This window comes from Brevibacterium marinum (assembly GCF_011927955.1).
GTDB lineage: Bacteria > Actinomycetota > Actinomycetes > Actinomycetales > Brevibacteriaceae > Brevibacterium > Brevibacterium marinum.
Genome location: NZ_JAATJN010000001.1, coordinates 482,625 through 506,738, shown reverse-complemented (window position 1 = coordinate 506,738; position 24,114 = coordinate 482,625). Strand labels below are relative to the sequence as shown.

Genomic DNA, 24,114 nt, shown 5'->3' with positions numbered 1-24,114 from the left:
GGTGCGATGAGTCGATCAGCTTCTGAGATGGATGCTCACACAGGAGTGCGCGTGAAAAGACGGATAACAGCGGTGCTCGCCGGCATTGTGCTGCTGGCGGGGTGCGTCCCGGTCCAGCCGCTGGGAGAACCACCCGAACGACCCGACGTGAAGTCGGTCGATGCTGACAAGGGAGCATTCAGAGACGGCGGAGATCTCGTCATGGCGCTGTCGTCCGAGCCGGACCGTCTCGACCCGACGACGTCCTCCTCCCTCTACACCCGCTACGTGATGCAGACGATGTGCCAGAAGCTCTATGACATCGACGCCGACGGTGAGATCACACCGATGCTCGCGGCCTCGCTGCCCACCATCTCCGAGGACGGAAAGATCGTGCGGATCCCGGTTGAAGACGGAGTGAAATTCGCTGACGGTACCGACTTCGACGCCGAGGCGGTCAAGAGGACCATCGAACGCGGACTCAAGCTCGAAGAATCCTCCCGCTCCGCCGAACTCGGTCCGATCAACGACGTGACCGCGGTCGACGAACACACCGTCGAGGTCACTTTCGATGAACCCTTCGCGCCGTTCACCGCGGCCTTGGCCGACCGTGCCGGAATGATCATGTCGCCGAAGGCCCTTGACGAAGCCGGAGAGAACTTCGGTGACAACCCGGTGTGCGTGGGACCCTTCAAATTCGAGAAGCGCATCGCGCAGACATCGATCAAAGTCGTCAAGGACCCGAACTACTACGACGCGGACAAGGTCCACCTGGACTCGATCACCTATCAGATCATGACCGACGCGAATATCCGTGCCGCGAACATCCGCTCGGGTGACGTTCAGGTCGCGGACACCATATCGCCGCAGGACGTCGATGCCCTCAAGGAAGAGTCCGGCATCGGGCTTCTGCAGTCGAACTCGCTGGGCTATCAGGGGCTGACCGTGAACATGGGCTTCGGCGACGACCCGAAGAACTACGAGACACCGCTGGGTCAGGACCCCACGGTGCGCAAGGCGCTGTCGATGGCCATCAACCGCAAAGCGCTGGTCAACACCGTCTTCAACGGCTGGTTCTCGTCGGCGTGCTCAGGAATCTCCCCGGACAGTCCTTTCGCATCCGAGGCGAGCAATGAGTGCGTCGACTATGACCCTGAAGGTGCCAAAAAGCTTCTCGAAGATGCCGGAGTCGAACTTCCGCTCAAGGTGAATATGAAGGTCTCGAACACTCAGGACACGCTTCGCTTCGCACAGGCCGTGCAGGCCGCCACCAAGGAGGCAGGCTTCGAGATCTCGATCCAGCCGATGGAATACACCGCACTGCTTGATGCTCAGGACCGGGGCGACTACCAGTTGCTCCAGCTTGGTTGGTCCGGTCGCGTCGATCCGCACGGAAACCTCTACACCTTCCTCTATCCGGGGGCAGGCAACAACGTGACAGGAGTCGACGACGACAAGCTCAGCGATCTGCTCACCCGCGCCAGTGAAGCCACCGACAAGGAAGAGCGCAGGAAACTCTACGGCCAGGCCTCGCAGCGGACCGGAGAACTCAACTCGATCATCTATCTCTACCGGCAGAAGAACCTCACGGCCTATACCGACGACGTGTCCGGCATCGACGTGTTCTCCGACGGCGTCGTCCATCTATCCGAGGCCGGATTCCTGGGGAAGGAAGGTCAGTGATGACCAGGTTCGTGCTCACCAAGATCGTCCACGCAATCATCACGTTCGTCCTCTCCGGCATTGTCATCTTCTTCGGCGTGCGCATGCTTCCGGGAGATCCCGCACTGGCGATGGCAGGTGAGGAGGCAACTCCCGAGCGCCTCGATGCGATCCGCGCCGACCTCGGGCTCGACCAGCCCATGCTCGTCCAGTTTGCCAAGTTCATCGGTGACATCGTGACCGGCGACCTCGGCGAATCCACCAGGACTGGTCTGGTCGTGACCGAAATGATCGCCACCACCCTGCCTGTGACCCTCTGGCTCTCGCTCTACGCGATCGTCGTCGCCGTCATCGTCGGAATCGCCCTGGGGATGCTCGCGGAACGCTTCCGCGGGAAATGGCCGGAACTCGGCAGCAATTTCATCGCTCTCCTTGGACTCTCGGTTCCGAACTTCTGGCTCGGACTCCTGGCGATTACGGGACTGGCCGTCACCCTCGGTTGGTTTCCCGCCTCGGGGTACGTCGACGTTCTCTCCGACCCGCTCCGCGGCATTTACTACCTCACCCTTCCATCGGTGATCCTGGGCACCAGCCTCGCCGCAGTCATCACCCGTCAGACCAGGGCATCGATGATCGAGTCCATGGGCACAGACTATGTGCGTATGGCACGAGCCAAGGGCCTGTCCAGACCACGGGTGCTCTTCCGTTACGGACTGCGCAACTCGCTGATCGTCCTCGTCACGATCATCGGACTGCAGCTGGGCGGACTGATCTCCGGCGCTGTGGTGACAGAGAGGATCTTCGCGCTGCCGGGCCTGGGCAAGCTCACACTCGATGCCGTCTTCTCCCGCGACTATCCGGTCATTCAAGCCGTTGTCCTCGTGATTACGGCCTCCTACATTCTCATCAACCTGGCCGTCGACATCCTCTATTCGGTCATCAACCCACAGATTCGCATCAGCGAGGATGCCTCATGACCACACCCATCGTCACCAACACCGACAAGAACACCCACGGCCTCGACCCCGAGTTCCAAGCTTCGAACAACCGCACCTGGTGGCTGCTGCGCTCGATCCTGTCCAACCCGATGGGGCTCATCGGCACAGTCATGGTCGCCCTCGTCGTGCTCATCGGAATCTTCGCACCGCTCATCGCGCCCTACGGATTCGCGCAGACGAACTTCCACGCTCCGTTCCAAGTCCCGGGCACGATCGGCTATGTCTTCGGCACCGACGACCTGGGACGTGACATCCTTTCCCGGCTGGCCTTCGGCGTCCGCGCCTCCTTGCAGGTCGGGCTCCTGGCGGTTGCACTGGCCGTCATCGTCGGCACGCCGCTGGGCCTGCTGGCCGGATACTTCAGGGGCCTCGACGCGATCATCTCCCGCCTCACCGACGTCACTCTGGCGTTTCCGTTCCTCATCATCGCCGTCGGTTTGGCAGCGATCTCGGGCCCCAGCCTGGCCAATGCGGCGATCGCCTTGGGCATCTCCCAGGTGCCCACGATGATCCGTGTCGTCAGGGGTGAGACGATGCGACTGAAATCGGCTGATTTCGTCAAGGCGGCCATCGCCACCGACGCCTCGAAGACACGTATTCTGGGCATGCACGTCCTGCCCAACATCGCCTCGGCGATCATCGTGCAGGCCACCGTCATCATTCCCACCGCAGTGATCGGAGAATCGATTCTCTCCTTCCTGGGCTTGGGCATCCAGCCGCCCTCTCCCAGCTTGGGCATCATGCTCTCCGACGCGCAGCAGTACATCTTCCGTGCGCCGTCGACGGCGCTGTTCCCGGGACTTGCGATCCTGTTCATCTGCTTGGCCTTCAACCTCTTCGGGGACGCCTTGCGCGACGTCCTCGACCCCAATTCGAAGAAGGGACACTGATATGTCATTCACCTCGCCCGCTGCCTTCACCACCCGGCCCACCCTGGAGGGTCACTTCGGAATGGCCGCCTCCACCCACTGGCTGGCGACAGCGGCCTCGCAGGCCGTGCTCGAACGCGGCGGCAACGCCTTCGACGCCGCCACGGCCGGAGCCTTCCTCCTCCACGTCGTCGAACCCCACCTCAACGGCCCCGGCGGCGACATGACCGGAGTCTTCGCCACCGCCGAGGATCCGGCGAACCCCCAGATCATGATGGGCCAGGGGCCGGCACCGGCAGCGGCCACCATCGATCACTACCGCAGCGAGGGACTCGACATGGTCCCCGGCGCCGGGGCGCTCGCGGCCGCAGTTCCCGGTGCCGTCGATTCCTGGCTCAACCTGCTCGAGCACCACGGAACCTGGGAGCTCGCCGATGTTCTCGATTTCGCCATTGACTATGCTGAGCACGGCCACCCCGTCCTTGCCCGGGTCGTGGGCACCATCGAACGCGTCCGGGAGCTCTTCACCGAACACTGGCCGACGTCTGCGGCACAGTGGATGCCCGAAGGCCAGGTCCCGAAGTCGGGCGACCTCGTCTTCAACCGCCCCTACGCCGAGGTCTTGAAGAAGCTCATCGCCGCAGGTGAAGGCGTCTCGGGTGAGGGCGCGGAGGGACGTGCCGCCAGGATCGCCGCGGCACGGCAGGAGTGGAAGTCCGGTTTCGTCGCCGAGGCGGTCGCGAAGTTCATCTCGACCCCGCACCGGCACTCGACCGGCGGTGATCACGCCGGCGTGATGACAGCAGAGGACTTCGCCGGATTCGAGGCGCGCTTCGAGACGCCGGTGACGATCGACTTCCGCGGCTACTCGATCGCCAAGATCGGAGCCTGGGGCCAGGGGCCGGTGCTGCTTCAGACCTTGAAGATCCTCGACGGCCTCGACGACGAACGCCTTGATCCCTCGACCGAGCTCGGTGCTCACACGATCCTCGAAGCGCTCAAACTCGCCATGGCCGACCGAGACACCTACTACGGGGATGCCGATGTCGACCTCGACTGGCTGCTCAGCGAGGACTATGCCGTCAGCCGTCGATCCCTCATCACGGACGCTGCCTCGCTCGAATTCCGTCCGGGCGCGAACCCCACGGGGGCAGTCTCGACCTTCACCCCACCGCTCACGCCCGAAGGTGGCGACAAGGAGGCTCTGGCCAAGGCGGGCATCGGCGAGCCGACCGTGCAGAAGAACGGCGTCAACAACGGCGACACCTGCCACATCGACGTCGTCGACCGGTGGGGCAACGTCATCTCCGCCACGCCCTCGGGCGGATGGCTGCAGTCCTCGCCGGTCGTCCCGGAGCTCGGCTTCTGCCTGGGCACGCGGCTGCAGATGATGTGGCTCGACGAAAGTGCGCCCTCGGCGCTGACCCCGGGCAAACGCCCTCGCACCACCCTGACTCCGACCCTGATCTCGGAGGACGGCCAACCCGTCATCGCCCTCGGATCTCCGGGGGGTGACCAACAGGAGCAGTGGCAGCTGCTGATGATCCTGCGCATGCTGATCGGCGGATACGAACCGCAGCAGGCCATCGACGCACCCGCCCTGCACACCACCTCACTGGCGGGGTCCTTCTGGCCGCGCACCTGGGTTCCGGGTGGAGCGGTCGTCGAGGACCGCCTCGGCGATGACGTCATCAACGGACTCATCGAACGCGGTCACGTCGTGACCCGGGCGGGGGACTGGGAGCTCGGGCGCCTCTCCTGCGTGACCCGTGACCCGGCCACCGGACGCGTCAGTGCAGGGGCGAACCCACGCGGTGCCCAGGGATACGCGGCAGGCAGATGATGAGTGCTGCGATCAACGGCGGTGTGGAACCGTCCGACTTCGTCCTCGAGGTCTCCGGCCTCGGAGTCTCCTACGAGACCTCGGTTCTCCATGACGTGGCCTTCACACTGGCACCGGGGCAGCGTTTGGCCCTCGTCGGGCAGTCGGGATCCGGCAAATCCACGACCATCAGCGCGATCCTCGGTCTCCTTCCGGGAGCGGGACATGTCAGCTCCGGAACCGTGAAGTACCGCGGCGAGGACCTCGTGCACGCGGATCGGCAGCGCCTTCAGACTCTGCGCGGACGGTCGATCGCGTTGGTGCCACAGGATCCCATGGCCAGCCTCAACCCGAGCATGCGCGTCGGGGATCAGATCGCCGACGCCCTGCGCACATATGGACTGTCGAACTCTGCCGAGGTGACCCGCAACGTCGTGCGCCTGATGACGGAAGCGGGAATCCCGGATGCGGAGAACCGGCGACGGTCCTATCCGCACGAATTCTCGGGCGGCATGCGGCAGAGGATTCTCATCGCGATCGCACTGTCAGGCGACCCCGATCTCATCATCGCTGACGAACCGACCTCCGCCCTCGACGTGACCGTGCAGAAGCAGATCCTCGATCACCTGCAGAAGCTCGTCACCGAGCGAGGGACTTCACTGCTCTTCGTCACCCACGACCTGGGTGTGGCGGGGGAGCGGACCGACACCATCCTCGTCATGGATGAAGGCCGTGTCGTCGAACGCGGGACACCGCAGCAGGTGCTCGGAAACCCTCAGGACGAGTACACGAAGGCGCTTGTCAAGGCCGCCCCCAGCATCGTGGTCGAGCGAGAGCAGAGCCCTCCGAACGCTGCCGCGGCAGCCGACGCCGAGCTCCGGGCCGACGATGTCAGCGATGTCGATGCAGTCGCCTCGGCGAATGTGCTTGACATCAATGACCTGCACAAGGTCTACAAGCTGCGCGGACGCGGTAAGGAGGTCCACGCCCTCAACGGCGTGAGCTTCAGCGCCAAGCGCGGGAAGACGACCGCAGTGATCGGCGAATCCGGATCCGGGAAGTCGACGATCGCGAAGATCGTGCTCGGTTTGGAGAAGGCCACCAGCGGCGAAGTGCTCGCCGGGGGACGCAATGTCGACGCCACGTCACGAGCCGAGCGCAGCCTTCTGCGGCGCTTCAGCCAGCCGGTGTTCCAGGATCCGTTCTCCTCGCTCAACCCGATGTGGGGCATTGAGCGGATCATCCGTGAACCCCTCGACGTATTCAAGATCGGCACGCAGGCAGAGCGGAAGCGCAAGGTCGCCGAGGTGCTCGAACAGGTGGCGCTGCCGGCTTCGATGCTCGGGCGCCGTCCGGCGGATCTCTCCGGTGGGCAACGCCAGAGGATCGCGATTGCGCGGGCACTGATAAGCGAGCCCGAGCTGCTCATCTGCGACGAAGCTGTATCCGCACTCGACGTCCTGGTGCAGGAGCAGATCCTCGAACTCCTGCGTCAACTGCAGTCGGGACTCGGTGTCAGCTGCCTGTTCATCACACACGATCTTGCAGTTGTCGCGAACATGGCAGACGATGTGGTTGTGATGAAGAGCGGAGAAGTCGTCGAGGCGGGCACGACGAGAGACGTCATCGACCGACCGAGTGCGGAGTACACACAGAGTCTGCTGGCCGCCGTGCCCGGATCCGGCCTGCTCCATGTCTGAGACCGGCACCACCTCGGCCTCGAACGGGACGGCGAAACCCGGTGGCGCTTCGACCTCGAGCAGCGTGAGCGTCGGAGCACAGATCCGCCACGACATCATCACGGGCGTACATCTTCCGGGCGGCAAACTTCGCGAGGCGGCCCTGGCGAAGCAGTATGCGGTCTCGCGCATTCCGATTCGAGAAGCGCTTCGGTCTCTTGAAGCTGAGGGGCTCGTCGAATCCCGTCCCTACAGTGGCAGCATGGTCGCACCCTCACCGACCGAGGACGCCGAAGATCTGTTCGAGATCCGCATCGTCCTCGAATCCGCGACCGCCAAACGAGCAGCGAAGCGCGCTGCACAGCAGAGCAACGGTGAGGCACCGGACGATCGGTGGAGAACGATACGCAAGGAGATCAACGAGATCCTCGACGCCGGCGACATCGTCATCGGTCAGGAACGCTACGAAGACCTTGCGGTGCTCAACATGCGCTTCCATTTCGCCATCGCCGAGCTCAGCGGCAGCCTGTCCTTCGTCAGCCTCCTGCGTCAGATCTCGGGCAAGATCGAATGGCTGTACTCGCTCAACGTCACCCGCCGTGGACCCCAGGCCTGGCCCGAACACCGCGACATCATCGCCGCCATCGATGCCGGCCAGGATGCCAATGCCGCCGAGGTGATGGCCCGCCACGTTCGACGAAGCCGTGACTCGTACTTCGCCATGATGGCGGCACTTCCCGAACGAACCATCTGATGTTGGTCCGCCGGAGACCTCAGGCTTCGACGATCATCTCGACTTCGACTGGAACATCGAGCGGGAGGACTGCCACACCGACCGCTCGTCGGCCAGAGAACCGTCGATCAGTTCAGGACACCGCCGGCCATGAACTCCTCGAGGCGTTTTCGATAGGGGCCGGTATCGATTCCGGCTTCGGTCAGCCACTGGGAGGAATAGTATTTGTCGAGATAGCGATCGCCCGGGTCGCAGATCAACGACACCAGACTGCCCGTCTGTCCGGCCGCCTTCATCTGCGACACGATGCGGAAGGCGGCCCACAGGCCGGTGCCCGTCGAGGCTCCGGCTCTGCGTCCTATCAGCTTCTCGAGGAGCTGGATGGAGGCGATGGCTGCTGCATCGGGAGTATGCATCATCCGGTCGATGCTCGAGGGGATGAAGCTCGCCTCGACTCGCTGTCGTCCTATGCCCTCGATCCGGGACCCCTGATCGGTCGTCGCAGAGGGGTCGTGATCGCGCCACCCGGCGAAGAAGGCCGAATTGTCGGGGTCGGCGACGCAGATTCCTGTGGCCCGCCCGGTGTAGCGGACGTACCTGGCCAAGGTCGCCGAGGTGCCTCCCGTGCCCGCTGTGGCAACGATCCACGACGGTTCGGGATGCGTCTCGCTCGACATCTGATCGAAGATCGACTCGGCGATGTTGTTGTTGCCCCTCCAATCCGTGGCACGCTCGGCGTAGGTGAACTGGTCCATGTAGTGACCGCCGGATTCCGCGGCCAGATCAGCAGCCACCTCGTAGACCTCATTGGCGTTGTCGACGAAATGGCAGGTGCCGCCGTAGAACTCGATGAGCGAGATCTTCTGGGCGCTGGTGGAGCGAGCCATGACGGCGATGAACGGAACGCCGATGAGTTGGGCGAAATACGCCTCGGAGACTGCAGTCGATCCGCTCGACGCTTCGACGACGGGGCGACCGGCTCGGATCCAACCGTTGCACAGCGCGTGGAGGAACAGCGACCGGGCCAGACGGTGCTTGAGCGATCCCGTGGGATGGCTCGACTCGTCCTTGAGGTAGAGGTCGATTCCCCATTCGGCGGGCAGCGGCACGTGCAGAAGGTGTGTGTCCGAGGATCTGTTGGCATCCGATTGGACGGCCTTGATCGCACCTGTCAACCAGCGGCGCGCTTCCGGATCGTAGCGGTCGATGTCGTCTTCGGCAGGTGCGATCAGGCTGTCGTATGTCTCGGTCATGCCCTCGAGCTTATGGGACAAGTTCGCCGCTGACGATCACTGCGCTTCCCTCAGCAGCCGGTCGAGTTTCTCGTAGCCCTCGCGAATGCCGACTTCCATGCCTGAGGCGACCATGCCGTCGCGGGATTCGACGGAGTCGAAGATCGAGGTGGAGTTCAGTCGAGTTCGTCCATCGCCGAGGTCGCTGAGCGTGAGGATTTCGAGGCTCACGGCATCGGGGAAGCCCTCGAAGGTGAAGGTCTGAACGATTCGCTCGTTCTCGCGCACCTCGTGGAAGGAGCCGAAGAATCCGTATTCGCCGTCGTCGTCGCTGGCCAGGTAGCTCCAGTGCCCGCCCGTGGTCGCATCCCACTCGCGGATCGTGTTCGTGATCGTGTCGGGCCCACACCACCTGACGAAGAGCTCGGGGTCGGTGTGGGCGCGGAACACCTTGTCCGGCGATGCGGCGAAGTCGCGGGTGATCGACAGTGATTGAGAACCGTCGGGAACTTCGAGTTTGAGGTCCGAATAGTCGGTGTCTGCGGTGGTCATGTCATGCTCCTTTGCGTGATGTGTCTGTGTGATCCCTCGCCGAGGTGGCCGGGGAGTCTGTGGGTTCCTCGTCCGTGCCCATGGTCTCCAGGACCGCGTCGAGGCGTTGGTAGCGTTCTTCTGCCTGTTGTCTGTATCTTTCGATCCATTTGGTCATCAGATCGAACACATTGTCTTCGAGGTGGACCGGCCTGCGCTGCGCCTCCCGGGTGCGAGTGACCAGTCCCGAATCCTCGAGCACCTTGAGGTGCTTCGACACGGCCTGGAGGCTGACCTCGTAGGGGTCGGCGAGCTCGTTGACTGTGGCGTCGGCGACGGACAGCCTGGCCACCATGTCTCTGCGTGTGGGGTCGGCCAGGGCGGCGAACACCTTCGTCAACTGGTCGGTCACTGGACCTCCGATTCGTATTCAACTAAGTTGTTGAATACGAATCTAGGGCCGCTTCGACTGTTTGTCAACCTTTAGGTTGAATATAACTTCTGCCTCTGCCTCTGCCTCTGCCTCTGCCTCTGCCTCTGCCTCGTCGATCCTCGCCTTCATGCGTGGCATTGCCGCTGTCAGCCACCCGCAGATCCCGATCGACAGCCCGCTGCCGATCCAGAAGACTCCGGGCACCCCCAGCGTCTCGACGCCGAGGGCGGCGAGTGCGGCGCCGAGCGGAAGGGCTCCCCAGTTGACGACGCGGGAGGCGGAGTAGACCCTGCCGATGAGATGCCTCGGCGTCGTCTGCTGCCGGATGACGGCGACGATGATCCTCCAGATCGTTGAGCCTGCACCAGCCGTGACGAGCCCGACGACGATGATCGGCAGGGGCGCCCCGAGAGCGGCTGGGAGCACGAGGCCGAGTGTGCCGATCGCATCGACGAAGAGCAGTGCGGTCGTCGAGAATCTTGCCTGCAGGCGTTCGGTGAGGGCTGACGACATGATGCCGCCGATCGCCATCGCGGTGAGCAGCCAGCCGTAGGCGGCACTGCTGAGGTTGAGTGGGCCAGGAGCGACTGCGTAGAGGACGAACGTTGCGGTCCATGCGCCCCAGACCATGCTCATGGCCGCGGTCATGAGTGTGAGTTCGCGCTGCAGGCGATGGCTGAAGAGGAAGCGGATGCCTTCCCTGATCCCGCGCGAGCTGCTCGGGCTCGAGGTGCCTTGCGTCGTTTCTGAAGGGGAGCGTCCCGGTCCGTGGCTGTCGGCGGCGTCCTCGCCGGCGTTGCTGTCACCTCGTGTATGGCGGTGCATCGAGCGGATCAGGCCGATTCCGGCGATCGCTGCAAGTGAATACAGTCCGGTGCCCGAAGCCGCTGCGAGGAGCCCCGTGGCGCCGAGGAGCAAACCGGCAAGAGGCGGTCCCGCGAGTTGATTCGCGATATTGATGGTCGCTTCGATACGCGAGTTCGCGCCGGTGAGCTCGGCTCGCGCGACCGTGCGGGGGATGCCGGCGATGAGGGATGTGTCGACCAGGGTTTCCGCCAGGCCGTAGATGAAGGCCGCTGTGAAGACTGCGAGAGTCACGGCGGTGTCCAAGGCAATGGCGGCCGACAGTCCGAGAAGCGCGAGGGCCCGCAGTCCGTTGACCACGGCGAGCAGGCGTTGGGGCGGGAAGCGGTCGACGAGCCACCCTGCATGCAGCCCGAAGGCCGGCCACGCGATCGTTGCCAGCGTCGTGACGAGTGCGACTTCCCCCGGGCTCGCGCCCGCTGCGAGAGAGATCAGCGGGAGTGCAGTGAGAGTCACCCCGTCGCCGAGGTTCGACAGTCCGGCCCCGGTCCACAGCCAGCGGAATGGTGAGTTCACGATGATCAGCCCTTAACCAATGAATAATCTTTAGATAGTCAAGTGTTATGCACGAAACATAACCTGTCAATAGGGTTTGGGTGGTAAAGTGGCGTGATGGACTTCGAACATGTCGGCAACGCTCCCTGTCTGGAATTGGCCAACTCGGTCCCCGATCGGCGGGAGGAGGGCGACCGCGATTGGCTGGGGTCAGCGGAGATCGCAGACGGATGGGCCCGATCGCTCGACCTCGAGCTGGCATCGACGCCCTCGGGCCGAGACCTCGCCGACCTGCGTGCCTTCAGGGAAGACGTCTTCGAAACGTTCACGGCGATCGCCTCGGGCACGCAGGCCCCGCAACGGAGCCTGAACTCCATCACCGATGCACATTCGCGGGGCCTGAGGACCCGGGGGTACCGGCCGTCAGGACGAGGCATCGTCCGCGATTGGCCGAGGATGTGGGACGTGCCCTCGCTCATCGCCCTTTTCGCGGATTCAGCATTGAAGGAGCTGACCGGCGATCGCCTTGATCGGGTCAAGTCGTGCCCGAGCTGCGGGTGGCTCTTCGTCGACACGTCACGCAACCGCAGCCGCCGCTGGTGTTCGATGCAGACCTGCGGAGGTCGTGACAAGGCGCTAAGGCATTATCGGAAGACCCGCGACTGACAACGACTCGCGACCGACAAGGCCTGTTGGTCTCTGGGTGTGTTCGGTGCCATGTCCGAAAATCCTCCCTGCCGACTCCTCCAATCGCCCCTGACTGTCGTATGGTCTCAATAAAGAACGTGCCGCATCCGGGACGACATCACTTGTCGACCACCGACGGTTTCGGCGCTCATGCTCACGAAAGACGACGAAGTCTGAGGAATGACAATGGCAACTCTGCGACAGCAGCTCTTCCGAGTTAAACCGGTCCCGCAGCAGGGAGGGGAGGCCGAAGGCGATCTCAAGCGCACGATCGGTCTGTTCTCGCTGACCATGATCGGCGTCGGGTCGACCATCGGCACCGGCATCTTCTTCATCCTCTCCGAATCCGTGCCCGTGGCCGGACCCGCGGTGATCTGGTCGTTCGTCATCGCCGGCCTCGTCGCGGGCCTCGCAGTCATCTGCTATGCCGAACTCGCCGGCAGCGTGCCCGTATCCGGCTCCTCCTACTCCTACGCATACGCGACCCTCGGGGAGCTGCCGGCGATGGGGGTCGCTGCCTGTCTGCTCCTCGAATACGGGGTCGCCGGGGCCGCGGTCGCCGTCGGCTGGTCGCAGTACGTCAATCAACTGCTGTTCAACCTCGTCGGGTTCGAGATCCCCCATGCCCTGGCCTATGCGCCGGAGGAGGGCGGAGTCGTCAACCTGCCGGCCATCCTGCTCCTGGCCATGTGCTGCTTCCTGCTGGTCAGAGGTACAGGCGAGTCCGTCGTCATCAACACCATCATGGTGTGCACGAAGATCGGCGTCCTCCTCTTCTTCGTACTCGTCGGAGTCACCGGCTGGAACGTCGACAACTTCGCCGACTTCGCCCCCTTCGGCTTCTCCGGGGTCATCGCCGGCTCCGGCCTGATCTTCTTCAGCTACGTCGGCATGGACGCCGTCGCCACCGCCGGTGATGAGACCAAGAACCCGAAGAAGACCATGCCGCGGGCACTCATCGCCGCGCTCCTCATCGTCACCACCGTCTACGTGCTCGTGGCCATCGCGGCCCTGTCCGCCCAGCCGTGGCAGGAGTTCGAAGGCCAGAGCGCCGGGCTGTCTGCGATCCTCGAGAACATCGTCGGTGCCCAATGGCCGGGCACCGTCGTCGCCGCCGGTGCCGTGATCTCGATCTTCTCCGTCACGCTCGTCTCGATCTACGGCCAGACCCGCATCCTGTTCACGATGTCGCGCGACGGGATGATGCCCAAGCTCTTCGGCGACGTCAATCCGCGCACACTGACCCCGGTCAAGGGAACGATCGTCGTGACGATCGTCATCGCCGTTCTGGCCGGCTTCATCCCACTGAATTTCCTCGCCGAGATGACGAGCATCGGCACCCTCGTCGCCTTCGTCGTCGTGTCCTTGGCGGTGATCATCCTGCGTGTGCGCGAACCCGACCTCGAGCGCGGTTTCAAGGTGCCCTTCTACCCGGTCCTGCCGGTGCTCGCGATCATCGGGTGTCTGTGGATCATCAGCAACCTGCAGATCATCACGATCGTCGTCTTCCTCATCTGGACCGCGGTGATCCTCGGGCTGTACTTCATCTTCGGCCGCAGGTCTTCGGTCCTCGGCAAGCAGCGGGCAGGACTTGCCGGCAGTGACGGAATCGATACCCCTGGAGGAGAGAAATGAGCATCGTCGTCGGCATCGCGCCCGGTCAGGACAACAGGGCGGCAGTGGAACTCGGGATCGTGCTCGCGCGGTCCTACGGGCGCCGGCTCGTCGCAGCGGCCGTCGACTCCACCGCTTGGCCGATGAGCCCCGTGCACTTCGAGAGCGAATACCAGAAGAAGCTCCGCAGAGTCGCCGAGGAGGCGCTGGACGAGGTGCGGGCGCTCCTTCCCGATGACATCGAGTCCGAATGCGTGGTCCACAGTGCCCGTTCATCACGACGTGGACTGCTCGAGATGTGTCAGAAGGAGAATGCATTCCGCCTCGTCGTCGGTCCCGCAGAGGACGGGAAGCCGGGCCGAATCGCACTGGGCTCGGTCTCCACCGGACTGCTGCACAGCGCCAGTCTGCCGGTGGCGCTGGCGCCGGTCGGATACAGGGCCGCACCCGGTGCTCGCCTTCGCAGGATCACGGCCGCATACAGCGGTTCGTCCACCTCGGCGGATCTCATCCTCGGAGCCGCGATTGTCTCCGCCGAGTCCGGGGTGCCCTTCCGCATTGCGTCCTTCGCGCCCCGGTCGCGGGTGATCTCTGCCGCTGGCGTGGGACTCGACGTCGAGTCAAGCGTCATCGACGAATGGGCCAACGTGATCCGGCAGGACACCGACGAGATCCTGTGCTCGATCGATCAGCTTCAGATCAAGCCGGGCGAGACCGATGTGGCCATCGGGACCGGACCGGACTGGGAGAGCGCGCTGACCGCGGTGGAATGGGAGGAGCCCGAAGCCATGATGCTCGGCTCCTCCGGTCTCGGCGCGCTCAAGCGTGTGTCCCTGGGCAGCCACGCCATGCGAATCCTGCAGCACTCCCCGGTGCCCATCGTCGTGGTCCCCCGGCGGGCGAAGTCCGACTACACGGCATCGGCCGTCTGAACCGGCGGGGGAGCGGGAGAACAGGAGCGAGATCTGCGTGCCCGGCCACTGTGTCCCATCCACAAAAGACCGGTCTAAGACTTGAACGATTCCAACTTAGGCTGCGAGACGACGTTAGCGTGGGGCCACAGGCTCGCACCGCGCATTCGTCCAACGACGGCCGGATGCGGGAGCCTGGCGAACAAGAGAGGAACCCTATGGAATTGCTGCGTTTGGGCCCCATCGGCCACGAGATCCCGGTAGTCCGCGACGACGACGTCCACTACGATCTGCGCCCCCTGACTGCTGACATCGACGAACACTTCTTTGCCGAGAGCGGCATCGACCAGGTCCGCTCCGCACTGAGTAAGGGGGAGCTGGACGTCATCGCCGGAGCGGAGGATCTGCGCATCGGCGCGCCCATTTCGCGCCCTTCGGCTGTAGTGTGCGTGGGTATGAATTACGCGGCGCATGCTCGGGAGGCGGGGGCAGAGCCGCCCGAGGCACCGGTCGTCTTCTTCAAGATGCCCTCTACGATCGCCGGCCCCTATGATCAGTTGGAGCTTCCGCCCTATGCCACTAAGGCCGATTGGGAGGTCGAGCTGGGGGTGGTCATCGGCCGCAGGGCCTTCCGAGTTGCCTCAGCGGAGGACGCCTATTCGCACGTCGCAGGCTATGTGCTGGGCAATGATCTGTCCGAACGCAGGTTCCAAATCGAGGAATCCGGAGGTCAGTGGTCAAAGGGGAAGAACCTCCCCGGTTTCACACCCCTGGGACCGTGGATCAGGCCCGCCGCCGAGGTGGACCCCGGGGCCCTGCGACTGCGCAGTTGGGTCAACGGCCAGGTTCGTCAGGATTCGACGACGAGTGACCTGATCTTCGATGTCGGGCAGATCATCCATCAGCTCAGCCAGACGATGCCCTTCGAACCCGGAGACGTGATCCTGACAGGTACACCGCAGGGCGTGGCGATGTCGGGGAAGTTCCCGTACCTGGCCGACAGAGACGTCGTAGAGATGGAGATCGACGGGCTCGGCCGACACCGGCAGCTCGTGACCGTCACCCGGTGACCACTGCCCAGAGCCGGACGGAGGCACGACCAGGCGACTGCAGCTGAGTGACACAGATGTGGGCGGTGCCCCTACCGGGAGCACCGCCCACATCAATCAGCGCACAAGGCCGAGAGAATCAGCGCTGCTGGTCGAAGCCGCCCTGCTGATTCTGGTCGCCGCCGAAGCCGCCCTGGCCGCCCTGACCGCCTGGTCCGCCCTGGCCGCCGGGTCCGTCCTGGCCGCCACCCTGCTGGTCGCCGCCGAAGCCGCCCTGCTGGCCGCCGGGTCCGCCTTGGCCTCCGCCGCCGAAGCCGCCGGATTCCTGGCCGCCGCCCTGGCCGCGGTCATCGCCGGGCCCGTTCTGGCTGCCGGGTCCGCCTTCGCCTCGGTCGTTTCCGCTGCCGAAGCCGCCACCCTGGCCACGATCATCGCCGCCGGTCCCGTTCTGGCCGCCACCGAAGCCGCCGCCGGATTCCTGGCCGCCACCCTGCTGGCCTCCGGGGCCGCTCTGGCCGCGGTCATCGCCGCTGGGGCCGCCCTGCTGGCCGCCTTCATTGCGGTCGTTGTCGCCGCCGCCGAAGCCGCCGCCCTGGCCGCCCGGTCCGCTCTGGCCGCCACCCTGCTGGTCGCCGCCGAAGCCACCACCCTGCTGCTCCTGGTTTCCGCCGCCGAAGCCGCCCTGGTCAGCACCGGAGTTCTGGTCCTGACCGAAGTTTTCGTTGTCCTGTCCAAAGTTCTCTGACATATTTCACTCCTTGGTTGATGACGAACGGCCGCGTCCTGCGGCTTGGTTGCCAGTCTCAAACATCAACAGTCTTGATACAAGAGAAGGCAAGGAAAATTGCGTGAAATTGGCTCAAGTCTCAGAGGCTGTTCATCTCCTGCCGTTCTTCACAGGAACCTCAGAGAAAATGGTCGCTGTGAACGACGTTTCAGCACGATAGGGTCACCGCCCTGCAGGTCCCGACGTCCTGCAGCCACCTTTCACAGGACCACCGGCTTCCGTCGTATGACTCCCTGAGTGGTGAAATGTCGCCGCTGACCCCGCTGGCCTGGCACTATTGCAGAGACACAACCCGGCGCGGTCCGGCATCCAGGTCCGAAGCCGATCGACGAACAGGAGCATCGACATGACAGCACGTCGTCTTCCACTGAGCGGTGTGCGAGTCCTCGAACTCGGCAACTACATCGCGGCACCCACCACCGGACGCATGCTTGCCGACTTCGGAGCGGAGGTCATCAAGGTCGAGCGTCCGGAGACGGGCGACGAGCTCCGCAGCTGGCGGCTCAAAGAGGGCACCACCTCGATGCTCTACCGCACCATCAACCGCAACAAGAAGTCTGTCGTGCTCGACCTCCGTTCGGACGAGGGTAGGGCCTCTGCCCTCGAGCTCGTGCGTCGGTCCGACATCGTGCTCGAGAACTTCCGACCCGGGACCATCGAGAAATGGGGCCTGGGCCCCGATGTCCTCGAGGATGCCAACCCCGACATCGTCCTCGTGCGCATCTCTGCCTTCGGCCAGAGTGGCCCCATGTCCGAGCGTCCTGGCTTCGCCGCCGTCGCCGAAGGCTACTCCGGGTTCCGCGAGCTCGTCGGTGACCCCGACCGGCCCCCGGTGCGAGTGGGCGTCTCGATCGGTGATTCCATCGCCGGAATGCAGGCCGCATTCGGTGCGGTGATGATGCTCTTCGACCGTCAGCGTCAGAAGATCACCGGAGCTGCCGAGGCGGTCGTCGGCTCCGACCACAGCTTCGAGGGCGAAGGGCCCTTGGCCGATCGCACGGTCGACGTCGCCCTCAACGAAGCCATGTTCTCCGTCATGGAGTCCCTCGTCCCCGACTACTCCGCCTTCGGTGAGACGCGCACCCGCACCGGCGGTCGGATGGAGGGCATCGCCCCGTCGAACGGCTACCTCTGCGCCGGCGGCAAGTCCGTGGTCATCGCCGGCAACGGGGACGGAATCTTCAAACGCCTCATGACGGCCGTCGACCGCCCCGACCTCGGCGAGGACCCCGAACTGCAGACCAACGCCGCCCGCTGGGATCGGCGCGAGGAGCTCGACGAGGCGATCGGAGCCTGGTGTGCGAAGCGCGATGTCGCCGAGGTGGTCGAGACCTTGGAATCCGCGGGAGTTCCAGCGGGCCCGATCTACACCGCAGAGGACCTCGTCGTCGACGAGCAGCTCGCCGCTCGCGGCATGATCCAGCACCTCGACGTCTCGACCGGCGAAGAGACCCTGTCCGATGTCGCCTTCCCCGGCATCACCCCGGTCATCGGCGGAGCGTCGATTTCCATCGATCATCTGGGCCCGGATCTGGGAGAACACACCGCCGAGGTGCTCGAGCAGCTGGGCGGGCAGCCGCCCGAGCGGGACTGAGCACGAGCCTGCAGGCTTGACCACAAGCCCGCGCATCCGAGACGTGGCGTCCCACTGATCGGGGGTCAGGTCCCGTCATGCTGCCCGCCGGAGCCAGCGTCAACGACATGATGGTCGGAGTGTTCGGTGTGATCGAGTCGGCGTAGCGACGTGCCCACACCCGCTGAGCACAAAATCCGCTACCGGGACGGACCTCCGGCACCGCTGAGTAGGCTGAGTACATCGACGTCGGCGCCGAAGTCGGCTGAGTACATCGACCTCGGCGACGACGTCGGCTGAGTAGAGGCCTGCTGTCGAGCGCCTGAAACCCACTCATGTGCCGTGACTGTGGACCGCGGGGACCTCCTTTCCAACTACTTCCGGTTGACCCTGCCGTTTCGAGGGGCCAGAACGTTGATTTCTGTCGAAATTTTCTACGTTCTGCTCCCTCGAAAAGCTGACTGGTCTTGGCATGCGCGTGATGACGCTGGTGCGTTCACTGATGCGCTGTCGTCCTGTGGGGGAATTCGGACTCGCGAGCAATCCTCTTGTGGATGCCTGGCTTCTATCCACAGGGCGATTTTCGTCTGATGCCGATCCTGTGCTGTGTCGCCATGCTTGGTCACCATGGATATTCACATTGAGCACAGGAAGTATCCGTCGCTCTTCAGGACCAGCGAAGCTCAAGAGCGTGGGATCAGTCAGCATCATCTGAGATATGATCCACGCTTTCGCGCCATCACAGACGGCGTCCACCGTGATGAGCTGACACTCGTTGAGCATCCGACTCCGAACTGGGCAGGGGACGAGTGGATGGAGGAGAGTCTCAAACTCAGGGCGGTGGCAATGGTCGTTCCCGAGATTGCTGCTGGAGGTACCTCTGCGGCTCGCCTGTTCGGATTACCGCTGCCGAACAGAATGCAGAATGACCATCTGCATCTGGTGATCTTCGATCTGAACCGGAAGGTATCTCGAAAAGGGATGACAGTGCGTCGACATGGCATATTAGAGGCTGGGTACTGGTTCGAATTGCCGATGTGTTCCCCTGTCAGTGTATTCCTCGACCTCGCCGAGGTGATGACGCGCGACGAGCTCATTGCAGTGGGAGACGCCATTGTCGGAAACTGGCATGGACCCCCACTATGCAGTCTTGAGTTCCTGCAAACCAAGATCAGCGCACGACGATATTTGAGGAACCGAGGACGGGTCGAAGCTGCACTTTCAATGATTCGTGAAACCGTTGATTCGCCGCAAGAAACCGCTCTGCGACTGTGGGCAGTGAACTGTGGTCTGCCAGAGCCGATTGTCCATCCACAGGTGTTCTGTCCGTTGCTGAACCGTACTGTGGAACCCGATTTGGGATACCCTCAAGTTATGTTGGCGCTCGAGTACGAAGGCGACCATCACCGGACATCCAAATCGCAGTGGACCAGCGATATCACCAGAGACGAGGCTCTCCGCCAGCAGGGGTGGGTAATCATGAAGGTGACGAGTCGCACGAACTGGATTCTGCTCGAGCGCAAGATTCGGAACCATTTTGAGCAGAAGCTCAAGAGCGAGCACAAATGGCTGCTGGGCGGTGGAGCTCCACTCGAATAGTCGCCGCCGAGAAGCAGCGAATTCGAGGGAGAATAGTGTTGAATTTCGAGCCACAGACCTACAATCTGTTGCCTGAGAATCTCACGGTTGTGGCTGCCGCAATTCCCTGAGGCTGCGAAGCGGACCCCTCGACATGTTCGAAGGGTCCGCTTTCGGATGGAACGGGGTCACAGGTCGGACATCAGTCCACCTGGAGCTCCCCCATCTCATCCCAGCCCTCGCCGTCGATCTGACGAGAGATGATCTTCGGGGTCGAAGCCAGCGCGCTGTTCATGGGGCCGCCGTCGGCTGTCGCCTTCTGGAAATGATCGGACTTCACATGCGCTTCGGCGGCGTCGTCGTCGAATGCCTCGACAAGGACGTACTGGTTGGGATCGTCGAGGCTGCGTGACCAGTCGAACCATTTGTTGCCCGGTTCGGCACGGGTCGCCTCGGTGAATTCCTTGGTGATCTGCGGCCACGCCTCGGCCTGCTCGGGCTTGACCTGGAATTTGACGACGATGAATATCATAGCGATCCTTTCTTGTCTGTTGCGACGCTTGATTGCTTCTGCTGGTGGCTGTGTCGACCATCGGTGTCTTCCCCGACGGTTGTCTGCTTCAGGAGAACTGCATGCCGCCGTCGACGAGCATGGTCTGACCGGTGATGTAGTCCGAGTCTTCGCTGGACAGGAACGAGACGATGTTCGCCACGTCCTCGGGGACCGACACTCGTCCGAGGAGGATGTCTCCTGCGTACTTCTTGATCGCCTCTCCCTTGGCCAGTCCCTCCTGTTCTCCGAGCTTCTCATCGATGAGGTCCCACATCGAGGTTCCGACGATTCCCGGTCCATAGGCATTGACGGTGATGCCGTGTTTGGCCCATTCCATGGCAGCGCCCTGCGTGAGTCCGCGTACTGCCCATTTGGTGGCCGAATAGGGAGAGAGCAGCGCGAACGGGCGGAAGGCGACGATCGACGCCGCGCCGATGATCTTTCCGCCGTTGCCCTGTTCGATCATCTGCTTGGCAGCGGCCTGGTAGGACAGGAAGACGCCGGTGATGTTGACGTTGAGGATCTTCTCGAAATCCTCTTTGGAGTAGTCGATCAGGGGTTCGACCTGGGCGATGCCGGCATTGGCCACGAAGACGTCGAGCTTACCGCCGACCTCCACCGCGGTGGCCACGAGGGCTTCGATCGAGGCCTGATCGGTGACGTCGACCTCGGCACCCGTTGCCTTGCCGCCGGCAGCTTCGATGGTCGATACCGTCTCCTGTACTCCCTCCTGCATGGTCGGCAGATCGGCCACGATGACGTGGTGGCCGTCGGCTCCGAGGCGCTGCGCGATGCCCTGCCCGATTCCCCGTGCTGATCCAGTGACGACAGCGACGCTGGTGGTCGTGCTCATGGTTGTACTCCTTCGTGTCTCGTCCTTGAGTGAGCACGATCAGTCTGTGCGCGAATCAGCTCGGGAGAATACGGTCCTTCTCATGTGACGAGAAACTTGTTCGAGCGAAGCCCGCTTCGGGCATGAGTGATCAGCGGGCCCCGCTACGCAGGTATCTCGAGCACAAGCCGGCGTGTTCACGCAGCTTCGACTCGAGGACTTTCGTGCGCCCGGTCGCCTTGCTCGAAGGGGTGCTCACAGCAATCGCTCCGACCTGCATGCCGGTGCCATCGCGAACGGGAACCGCAGCACAGGTCTGCCGCGGCAGGAACTCGTCGTGCTCCCAGGCGATGCCCCGGGTGGCGACTTGTTCCAGGTGGTTGTCGAGTAGGTCTCGGCGCACGATGGTATGCGGAGTGAGCACCGGCATTCCCCGGGCGTCGAGGTATTCGGCCCGCTGCGGCTCGGGCATGGCCGAGAGCAGGATCTTACCGAAGGCAGTGGCATGAGCGGCCTCGTTGAAACCGAAGCGCAAGGGGCGGAGCCTGGGATGCTTCTCGCAGTCGGAAGAGTAGGTCAGCAGAATGTCAGAGCCACGATAGATCGCGAAGTAGGCAGCTGTGCCGAGAGTGCGATGAAGCTCATCGGTGATCTGGCGGATGGGTTGAGGAGCGACGAGGCGCTGCTGGAACGAAAGTCCGAGTTCGAAGCACTTGGGGCCGAGTTCGAAGCACTTGTCGTCCTGGAGATAGACGAGGTAGTTGCTGTCCTCGAGTTCGTGGAGCAGACGATAGACCGTGGGGAGAGGGATCTCCAGACGGTCGGCTACGGTCTTCGCCGAAGCGCTGCCTGAAGCCGACACCGCCTCGAGCACGGAGAAGACCCGGTTGATGACGGCACTGTTCGACAATCGCTCTCCCTTGTTTATCGTCTCGTGAGAATAAGGATAGTGGGCAGTGGTCCAGTTCACATAGTTTGTCTGTGACCGGTTCGGCAATGTTGCCCGGGACCACCGGGTGGACAGTAGAGGAGCAAAGGAGCACCACATGGCATTCCCTGCCAAATTTCCGTCGTTGAACGCGATGGAGATGACCGACGAAGCCAGGCGAACACTCGTCAGAGTCCTGCGAGTGGCATTCCCGCACGAGAATTTTCCCGACGCGCCCTACGAGCGCACCGCCGACAAGATCCTCGTCGAAGCCGACACCGAGACCTGGTTCCGGGTCGCACTCATCCAAGGACTGCAGTCACTCGACCAGCTCTCCGAGGGCAGCTTCTGCTCCCTCGATGATGACTCGGCTCTGCGAGTGCTGCGGAGGGTCGAAGGCACAGAATTCTTCGGATTCGTCCGTCGCACTGCGGTCCTCAATCTGTACGACGACGCCGAGGTATGGGAGATCTTGGGATATGAAGGTCCCTCGTTCGATCAGGGCGGCTACGTCGACCGAGGCTTCAACGATCTCGATTGGCTGCCGGAACCACGGATCCTCTATCCGGAAGGCGAAAGCCTGCCGGAACTCGGCGCGGGTGCGCAAGTGAGCCCGCAGCCGGTCAACGTGGCAGACGAATCGACGAATCAACCGACGGCTGAGCAGGCTGACATGGGCAAGGTGAAGAAATGATGGCAGACAAACCAGCATCCGGTGGCAGCGTCACCGACTACAGCATCGACGAGAACGAAGAAGCGGTCGTCATCATCGGATCGGGTGCCGGAGGCGGCACACTCGCCCACGAGCTGACCGCAAAGGGCATCCCGGTCGTCGTCCTCGAGGCAGGTCCCTACTTGGGCCATGACGACTACGTCAACAACGAGTGGGAAGCCTTCAACCAGATGGCCTGGCTCGATCCGCGGACGACGACCGGTTCATGGAGAATCTCGAGAGACTTCCCCAACCTGCCGGCGTGGATCGTCAAAGCGGTGGGCGGAACGACGACACACTGGTCGGGAGCCACCCCGCGATTCAAGAACCATGAGTTCCGGACACGCAGCGCCTATGGGCGCATCGAAGAGGCCAATCTCCTCGACTGGCCGATCACCCTCGACGAGCTGGCCCCGTACTACGACCGGGCGGAGAAGTCGATGGGTTCGACCCACGTCCACGGGCGTCCGCCACTGCCGGCGAACAACAATTACAAGGTCTTCGCCAATGGTGCCGAAGAAGTCGGATACCGCTACTACGCCACCGGACCGTACGCCACCAACGCCGAAGAGTACGACGGCCGACCGGCCTCCATCCAGGACGGATTCAACTTCCAAGGGGATAAGAACAAGTCCAAATGGTCGACCCTGGTCCGAGAGATTCCGCGAGCAGAAGAGACGGGGCTGCTCGACCTTCGGCCCGATTCTCAGGCCGTGCAGATCACCCACGACTCTCAGGGCAATGCCGATGCAGTCCTCTACCTCGACGGGGAGGGTAACCTGCAGCGTCAGGCCGCCAAGCTGGTCTGTGTGGCCGGCAACTCGATAGAAACACCTCGACTGCTGCTCCTGTCGGCGACACCGAGCTTCCCCGATGGTCTCGCCAATTCCTCGGGCCAGGTGGGTCGCAACTACATGCGTCACCTCACCGGGACCGTGTGGGGGCACTTCGACAAGCCCGTGCGCATGTATCGCGGTGAGACCATGGCCGGCGTCATCGCCGACGAGTCGATCCATGACCCCGATCGAGGATTCTCCGGCGGCTACTACATGGAGACCATTGCCTTGGGCCCGGCCTTCATGTCGGCGTTCGTCGATCCCGGGGCGTGGGGCCCTGACTTTGCCGCCCTCCTGGATCGCTACCTCAACACGGCCGGCATGTGGATCGTAGGCGAGGACCTGCCTCAGGAATCCAACCGGATCACGCTCAACACCACGGTCAAGGATCAGCACGGCCTGCCGGTGCCGAACGTCCACTACAACGATCACGTCAACGACCTCGCCATGCGCGAACACGCCTATTCAGCAGGGGAGAGCGTCTTCCGGGCGGTCGGAGCACAGACCTCACATCGGACACCGCCCTATCCGTCGACACACAATCTCGGCACTGCCAGAATGAGTGAGCGGCCCGAAGACGGTGTAGTCGACAAATGGGGTCGTGCACACGATATGAAGAACCTGTTCATCTCCGATGGATCGGTCTTCACATCCAGCGCAGCGGCGAACCCGACCCTGACCATCGTCGCCCTGGCCATCCGACAAGCTGACTACATCGCCGAGCAGCTGCGCACCCAGCAGCTCTAGGAGGTATCAC

Annotated in this window: 22 protein-coding genes; 15 read left to right on the top strand and 7 right to left on the bottom strand. The window is 63.3% G+C overall.

Annotation, left to right across the window (positions count from 1 at the left end; translation table 11 throughout):
* Positions 1–51: 51 nt before the first annotated feature.
* Genes BKA07_RS02185 through BKA07_RS02160 form a run of 6 tightly spaced genes read left to right on the top strand, consistent with a single transcriptional unit; the run spans position 52 to position 7,763 of the window.
* Positions 52–1,662, top strand: a complete 1,611-nt coding sequence (locus BKA07_RS02185; RefSeq protein WP_342448966.1) for an ABC transporter substrate-binding protein — start codon at positions 52–54, stop codon at positions 1,660–1,662.
* Positions 1,662–2,618, top strand: a complete 957-nt coding sequence (locus BKA07_RS02180) for an ABC transporter permease (RefSeq protein WP_167949455.1) — start codon at positions 1,662–1,664, stop codon at positions 2,616–2,618. Before BKA07_RS02185 ends, BKA07_RS02180 begins: the two co-directional genes overlap by 1 nt.
* Complete coding sequence (locus BKA07_RS02175; protein WP_167949454.1) at positions 2,615–3,529, top strand: ABC transporter permease; 915 nt, start codon at positions 2,615–2,617, stop codon at positions 3,527–3,529. Before BKA07_RS02180 ends, BKA07_RS02175 begins: the two co-directional genes overlap by 4 nt.
* Before the next feature lies 1 nt (position 3,530).
* On the top strand, positions 3,531–5,351 hold the full coding sequence (locus BKA07_RS02170; protein ID WP_167949453.1) for a gamma-glutamyltransferase family protein: 1,821 nt from the start codon (positions 3,531–3,533) through the stop codon (positions 5,349–5,351).
* Positions 5,351–7,030 carry a dipeptide ABC transporter ATP-binding protein gene (locus BKA07_RS02165; RefSeq protein WP_425339345.1) on the top strand — a complete coding sequence of 560 codons (1,680 nt, stop codon included), beginning with the start codon at positions 5,351–5,353 and terminating at the stop codon, positions 7,028–7,030. Before BKA07_RS02170 ends, BKA07_RS02165 begins: the two co-directional genes overlap by 1 nt.
* The gene (locus tag BKA07_RS02160; RefSeq protein ID WP_167949451.1) at positions 7,023–7,763 is read left to right on the top strand and encodes a GntR family transcriptional regulator; all 741 of its coding nucleotides are present in this window, start codon (positions 7,023–7,025) and stop codon (positions 7,761–7,763) included. The genes BKA07_RS02165 and BKA07_RS02160 overlap by 8 nt, the downstream gene beginning before the upstream one ends.
* 107 nt (positions 7,764–7,870) lie before the next feature.
* On the opposite strand, the gene BKA07_RS02155 is transcribed toward BKA07_RS02160, so the two are convergent.
* Genes BKA07_RS02155 through BKA07_RS02140 form a run of 4 tightly spaced genes read right to left on the bottom strand, consistent with a single transcriptional unit; the run spans position 7,871 to position 11,318 of the window.
* Entirely contained in the window at positions 7,871–8,995 is a 1,125-nt protein-coding gene (locus tag BKA07_RS02155; RefSeq protein WP_167949450.1) for a PLP-dependent cysteine synthase family protein, read from the bottom strand.
* A 36-nt stretch (positions 8,996–9,031) separates the two neighbouring features.
* Positions 9,032–9,526 carry an SRPBCC family protein gene (locus BKA07_RS02150; protein WP_167949449.1) on the bottom strand — a complete coding sequence of 165 codons (495 nt, stop codon included), beginning with the start codon at positions 9,524–9,526 and terminating at the stop codon, positions 9,032–9,034.
* 1 nt (position 9,527) lies between these two features.
* Positions 9,528–9,917 carry a metalloregulator ArsR/SmtB family transcription factor gene (locus BKA07_RS02145; protein ID WP_167949448.1) on the bottom strand — a complete coding sequence of 130 codons (390 nt, stop codon included), beginning with the start codon at positions 9,915–9,917 and terminating at the stop codon, positions 9,528–9,530.
* A gap of 42 nt (positions 9,918–9,959) precedes the next feature.
* Positions 9,960–11,318 (bottom strand): MFS transporter, encoded by a 1,359-nt coding sequence (locus BKA07_RS02140; protein WP_167949447.1) that lies wholly within the window; start codon positions 11,316–11,318, stop codon positions 9,960–9,962.
* Between the two features lie 96 nt (positions 11,319–11,414).
* Between BKA07_RS02140 and BKA07_RS02135 the strand changes: the two genes are divergently transcribed.
* From BKA07_RS02135 to BKA07_RS02105, 7 genes are all read left to right on the top strand, one after another.
* Complete coding sequence (locus tag BKA07_RS02135; RefSeq protein WP_167949446.1) at positions 11,415–11,963, top strand: CGNR zinc finger domain-containing protein; 549 nt, start codon at positions 11,415–11,417, stop codon at positions 11,961–11,963.
* 207 nt (positions 11,964–12,170) lie between these two features.
* The gene (locus tag BKA07_RS02130) at positions 12,171–13,619 is read left to right on the top strand and encodes an APC family permease (protein ID WP_167949445.1); all 1,449 of its coding nucleotides are present in this window, start codon (positions 12,171–12,173) and stop codon (positions 13,617–13,619) included.
* The gene (locus BKA07_RS02125) at positions 13,616–14,530 is read left to right on the top strand and encodes a universal stress protein (RefSeq protein WP_167949444.1); all 915 of its coding nucleotides are present in this window, start codon (positions 13,616–13,618) and stop codon (positions 14,528–14,530) included. The genes BKA07_RS02130 and BKA07_RS02125 overlap by 4 nt, the downstream gene beginning before the upstream one ends.
* 197 nt (positions 14,531–14,727) lie before the next feature.
* On the top strand, positions 14,728–15,579 hold the full coding sequence (locus BKA07_RS02120) for a fumarylacetoacetate hydrolase family protein (protein WP_167949443.1): 852 nt from the start codon (positions 14,728–14,730) through the stop codon (positions 15,577–15,579).
* A 58-nt stretch (positions 15,580–15,637) separates the two neighbouring features.
* Positions 15,638–16,303, top strand: coding sequence for a hypothetical protein (locus tag BKA07_RS02115; RefSeq protein WP_167949442.1), 666 nt, complete (start codon positions 15,638–15,640; stop codon positions 16,301–16,303).
* Between the two features lie 388 nt (positions 16,304–16,691).
* Positions 16,692–17,939 carry a CaiB/BaiF CoA transferase family protein gene (locus BKA07_RS02110; RefSeq protein ID WP_167949441.1) on the top strand — a complete coding sequence of 416 codons (1,248 nt, stop codon included), beginning with the start codon at positions 16,692–16,694 and terminating at the stop codon, positions 17,937–17,939.
* A 606-nt stretch (positions 17,940–18,545) separates the two neighbouring features.
* On the top strand, positions 18,546–19,517 hold the full coding sequence (locus BKA07_RS02105) for a hypothetical protein (protein WP_167949440.1): 972 nt from the start codon (positions 18,546–18,548) through the stop codon (positions 19,515–19,517).
* Positions 19,518–19,698: 181 nt separating this feature from the next.
* On the opposite strand, the gene BKA07_RS02100 is transcribed toward BKA07_RS02105, so the two are convergent.
* The 3 genes from BKA07_RS02100 to BKA07_RS02090 form a co-directional block, all read right to left on the bottom strand.
* Positions 19,699–20,028, bottom strand: a complete 330-nt coding sequence (locus tag BKA07_RS02100) for a putative quinol monooxygenase (RefSeq protein ID WP_167949439.1) — start codon at positions 20,026–20,028, stop codon at positions 19,699–19,701.
* An 88-nt stretch (positions 20,029–20,116) separates the two neighbouring features.
* The gene (locus BKA07_RS02095) at positions 20,117–20,902 is read right to left on the bottom strand and encodes an acetoin reductase (protein WP_167949438.1); all 786 of its coding nucleotides are present in this window, start codon (positions 20,900–20,902) and stop codon (positions 20,117–20,119) included.
* A gap of 130 nt (positions 20,903–21,032) precedes the next feature.
* Positions 21,033–21,791 (bottom strand): IclR family transcriptional regulator, encoded by a 759-nt coding sequence (locus BKA07_RS02090; protein WP_167949437.1) that lies wholly within the window; start codon positions 21,789–21,791, stop codon positions 21,033–21,035.
* 136 nt (positions 21,792–21,927) lie between these two features.
* Here BKA07_RS02090 and BKA07_RS02085 point away from each other — a divergent pair, with 136 nt between their 5' ends.
* Together BKA07_RS02085 and BKA07_RS02080 are read left to right on the top strand one after the other, a co-directional pair.
* Entirely contained in the window at positions 21,928–22,503 is a 576-nt protein-coding gene (locus BKA07_RS02085; protein ID WP_167949436.1) for a hypothetical protein, read from the top strand.
* Positions 22,503–24,104, top strand: coding sequence for a GMC family oxidoreductase (locus BKA07_RS02080; protein ID WP_167952766.1), 1,602 nt, complete (start codon positions 22,503–22,505; stop codon positions 24,102–24,104). Before BKA07_RS02085 ends, BKA07_RS02080 begins: the two co-directional genes overlap by 1 nt.
* Positions 24,105–24,114 lie beyond the last annotated feature (10 nt).

Bases quoted from the DNA above. Each gene is read 5' to 3' on its own strand.
- BKA07_RS02085 (WP_167949436.1), top strand. From the start codon at position 21,928: ATGGCATTCCCTGCCAAATTTCCGTCGTTGAACGCGATGGAGATGACC.
- BKA07_RS02125 (WP_167949444.1), top strand. From the start codon at position 13,616: ATGAGCATCGTCGTCGGCATCGCGCCCGGTCAGGACAACAGGGCGGCA.
- BKA07_RS02180 (WP_167949455.1), top strand. From the start codon at position 1,662: ATGACCAGGTTCGTGCTCACCAAGATCGTCCACGCAATCATCACGTTC.
- BKA07_RS02150 (WP_167949449.1), bottom strand. From the start codon at position 9,526: ATGACCACCGCAGACACCGACTATTCGGACCTCAAACTCGAAGTTCCC.
- BKA07_RS02080 (WP_167952766.1), top strand. From the start codon at position 22,503: ATGGCAGACAAACCAGCATCCGGTGGCAGCGTCACCGACTACAGCATC.
- BKA07_RS02130 (WP_167949445.1), top strand. From the start codon at position 12,171: ATGGCAACTCTGCGACAGCAGCTCTTCCGAGTTAAACCGGTCCCGCAG.
- BKA07_RS02110 (WP_167949441.1), top strand. From the start codon at position 16,692: ATGACAGCACGTCGTCTTCCACTGAGCGGTGTGCGAGTCCTCGAACTC.
- BKA07_RS02165 (WP_425339345.1), top strand. From the start codon at position 5,351: ATGAGTGCTGCGATCAACGGCGGTGTGGAACCGTCCGACTTCGTCCTC.
- BKA07_RS02175 (WP_167949454.1), top strand. From the start codon at position 2,615: ATGACCACACCCATCGTCACCAACACCGACAAGAACACCCACGGCCTC.
- BKA07_RS02155 (WP_167949450.1), bottom strand. From the start codon at position 8,995: ATGACCGAGACATACGACAGCCTGATCGCACCTGCCGAAGACGACATC.
- BKA07_RS02160 (WP_167949451.1), top strand. From the start codon at position 7,023: ATGTCTGAGACCGGCACCACCTCGGCCTCGAACGGGACGGCGAAACCC.
- BKA07_RS02120 (WP_167949443.1), top strand. From the start codon at position 14,728: ATGGAATTGCTGCGTTTGGGCCCCATCGGCCACGAGATCCCGGTAGTC.
- BKA07_RS02095 (WP_167949438.1), bottom strand. From the start codon at position 20,902: ATGAGCACGACCACCAGCGTCGCTGTCGTCACTGGATCAGCACGGGGA.
- BKA07_RS02170 (WP_167949453.1), top strand. From the start codon at position 3,531: ATGTCATTCACCTCGCCCGCTGCCTTCACCACCCGGCCCACCCTGGAG.
- BKA07_RS02135 (WP_167949446.1), top strand. From the start codon at position 11,415: ATGGACTTCGAACATGTCGGCAACGCTCCCTGTCTGGAATTGGCCAAC.
- BKA07_RS02105 (WP_167949440.1), top strand. From the start codon at position 18,546: ATGGATATTCACATTGAGCACAGGAAGTATCCGTCGCTCTTCAGGACC.
- BKA07_RS02100 (WP_167949439.1), bottom strand. From the start codon at position 20,028: ATGATATTCATCGTCGTCAAATTCCAGGTCAAGCCCGAGCAGGCCGAG.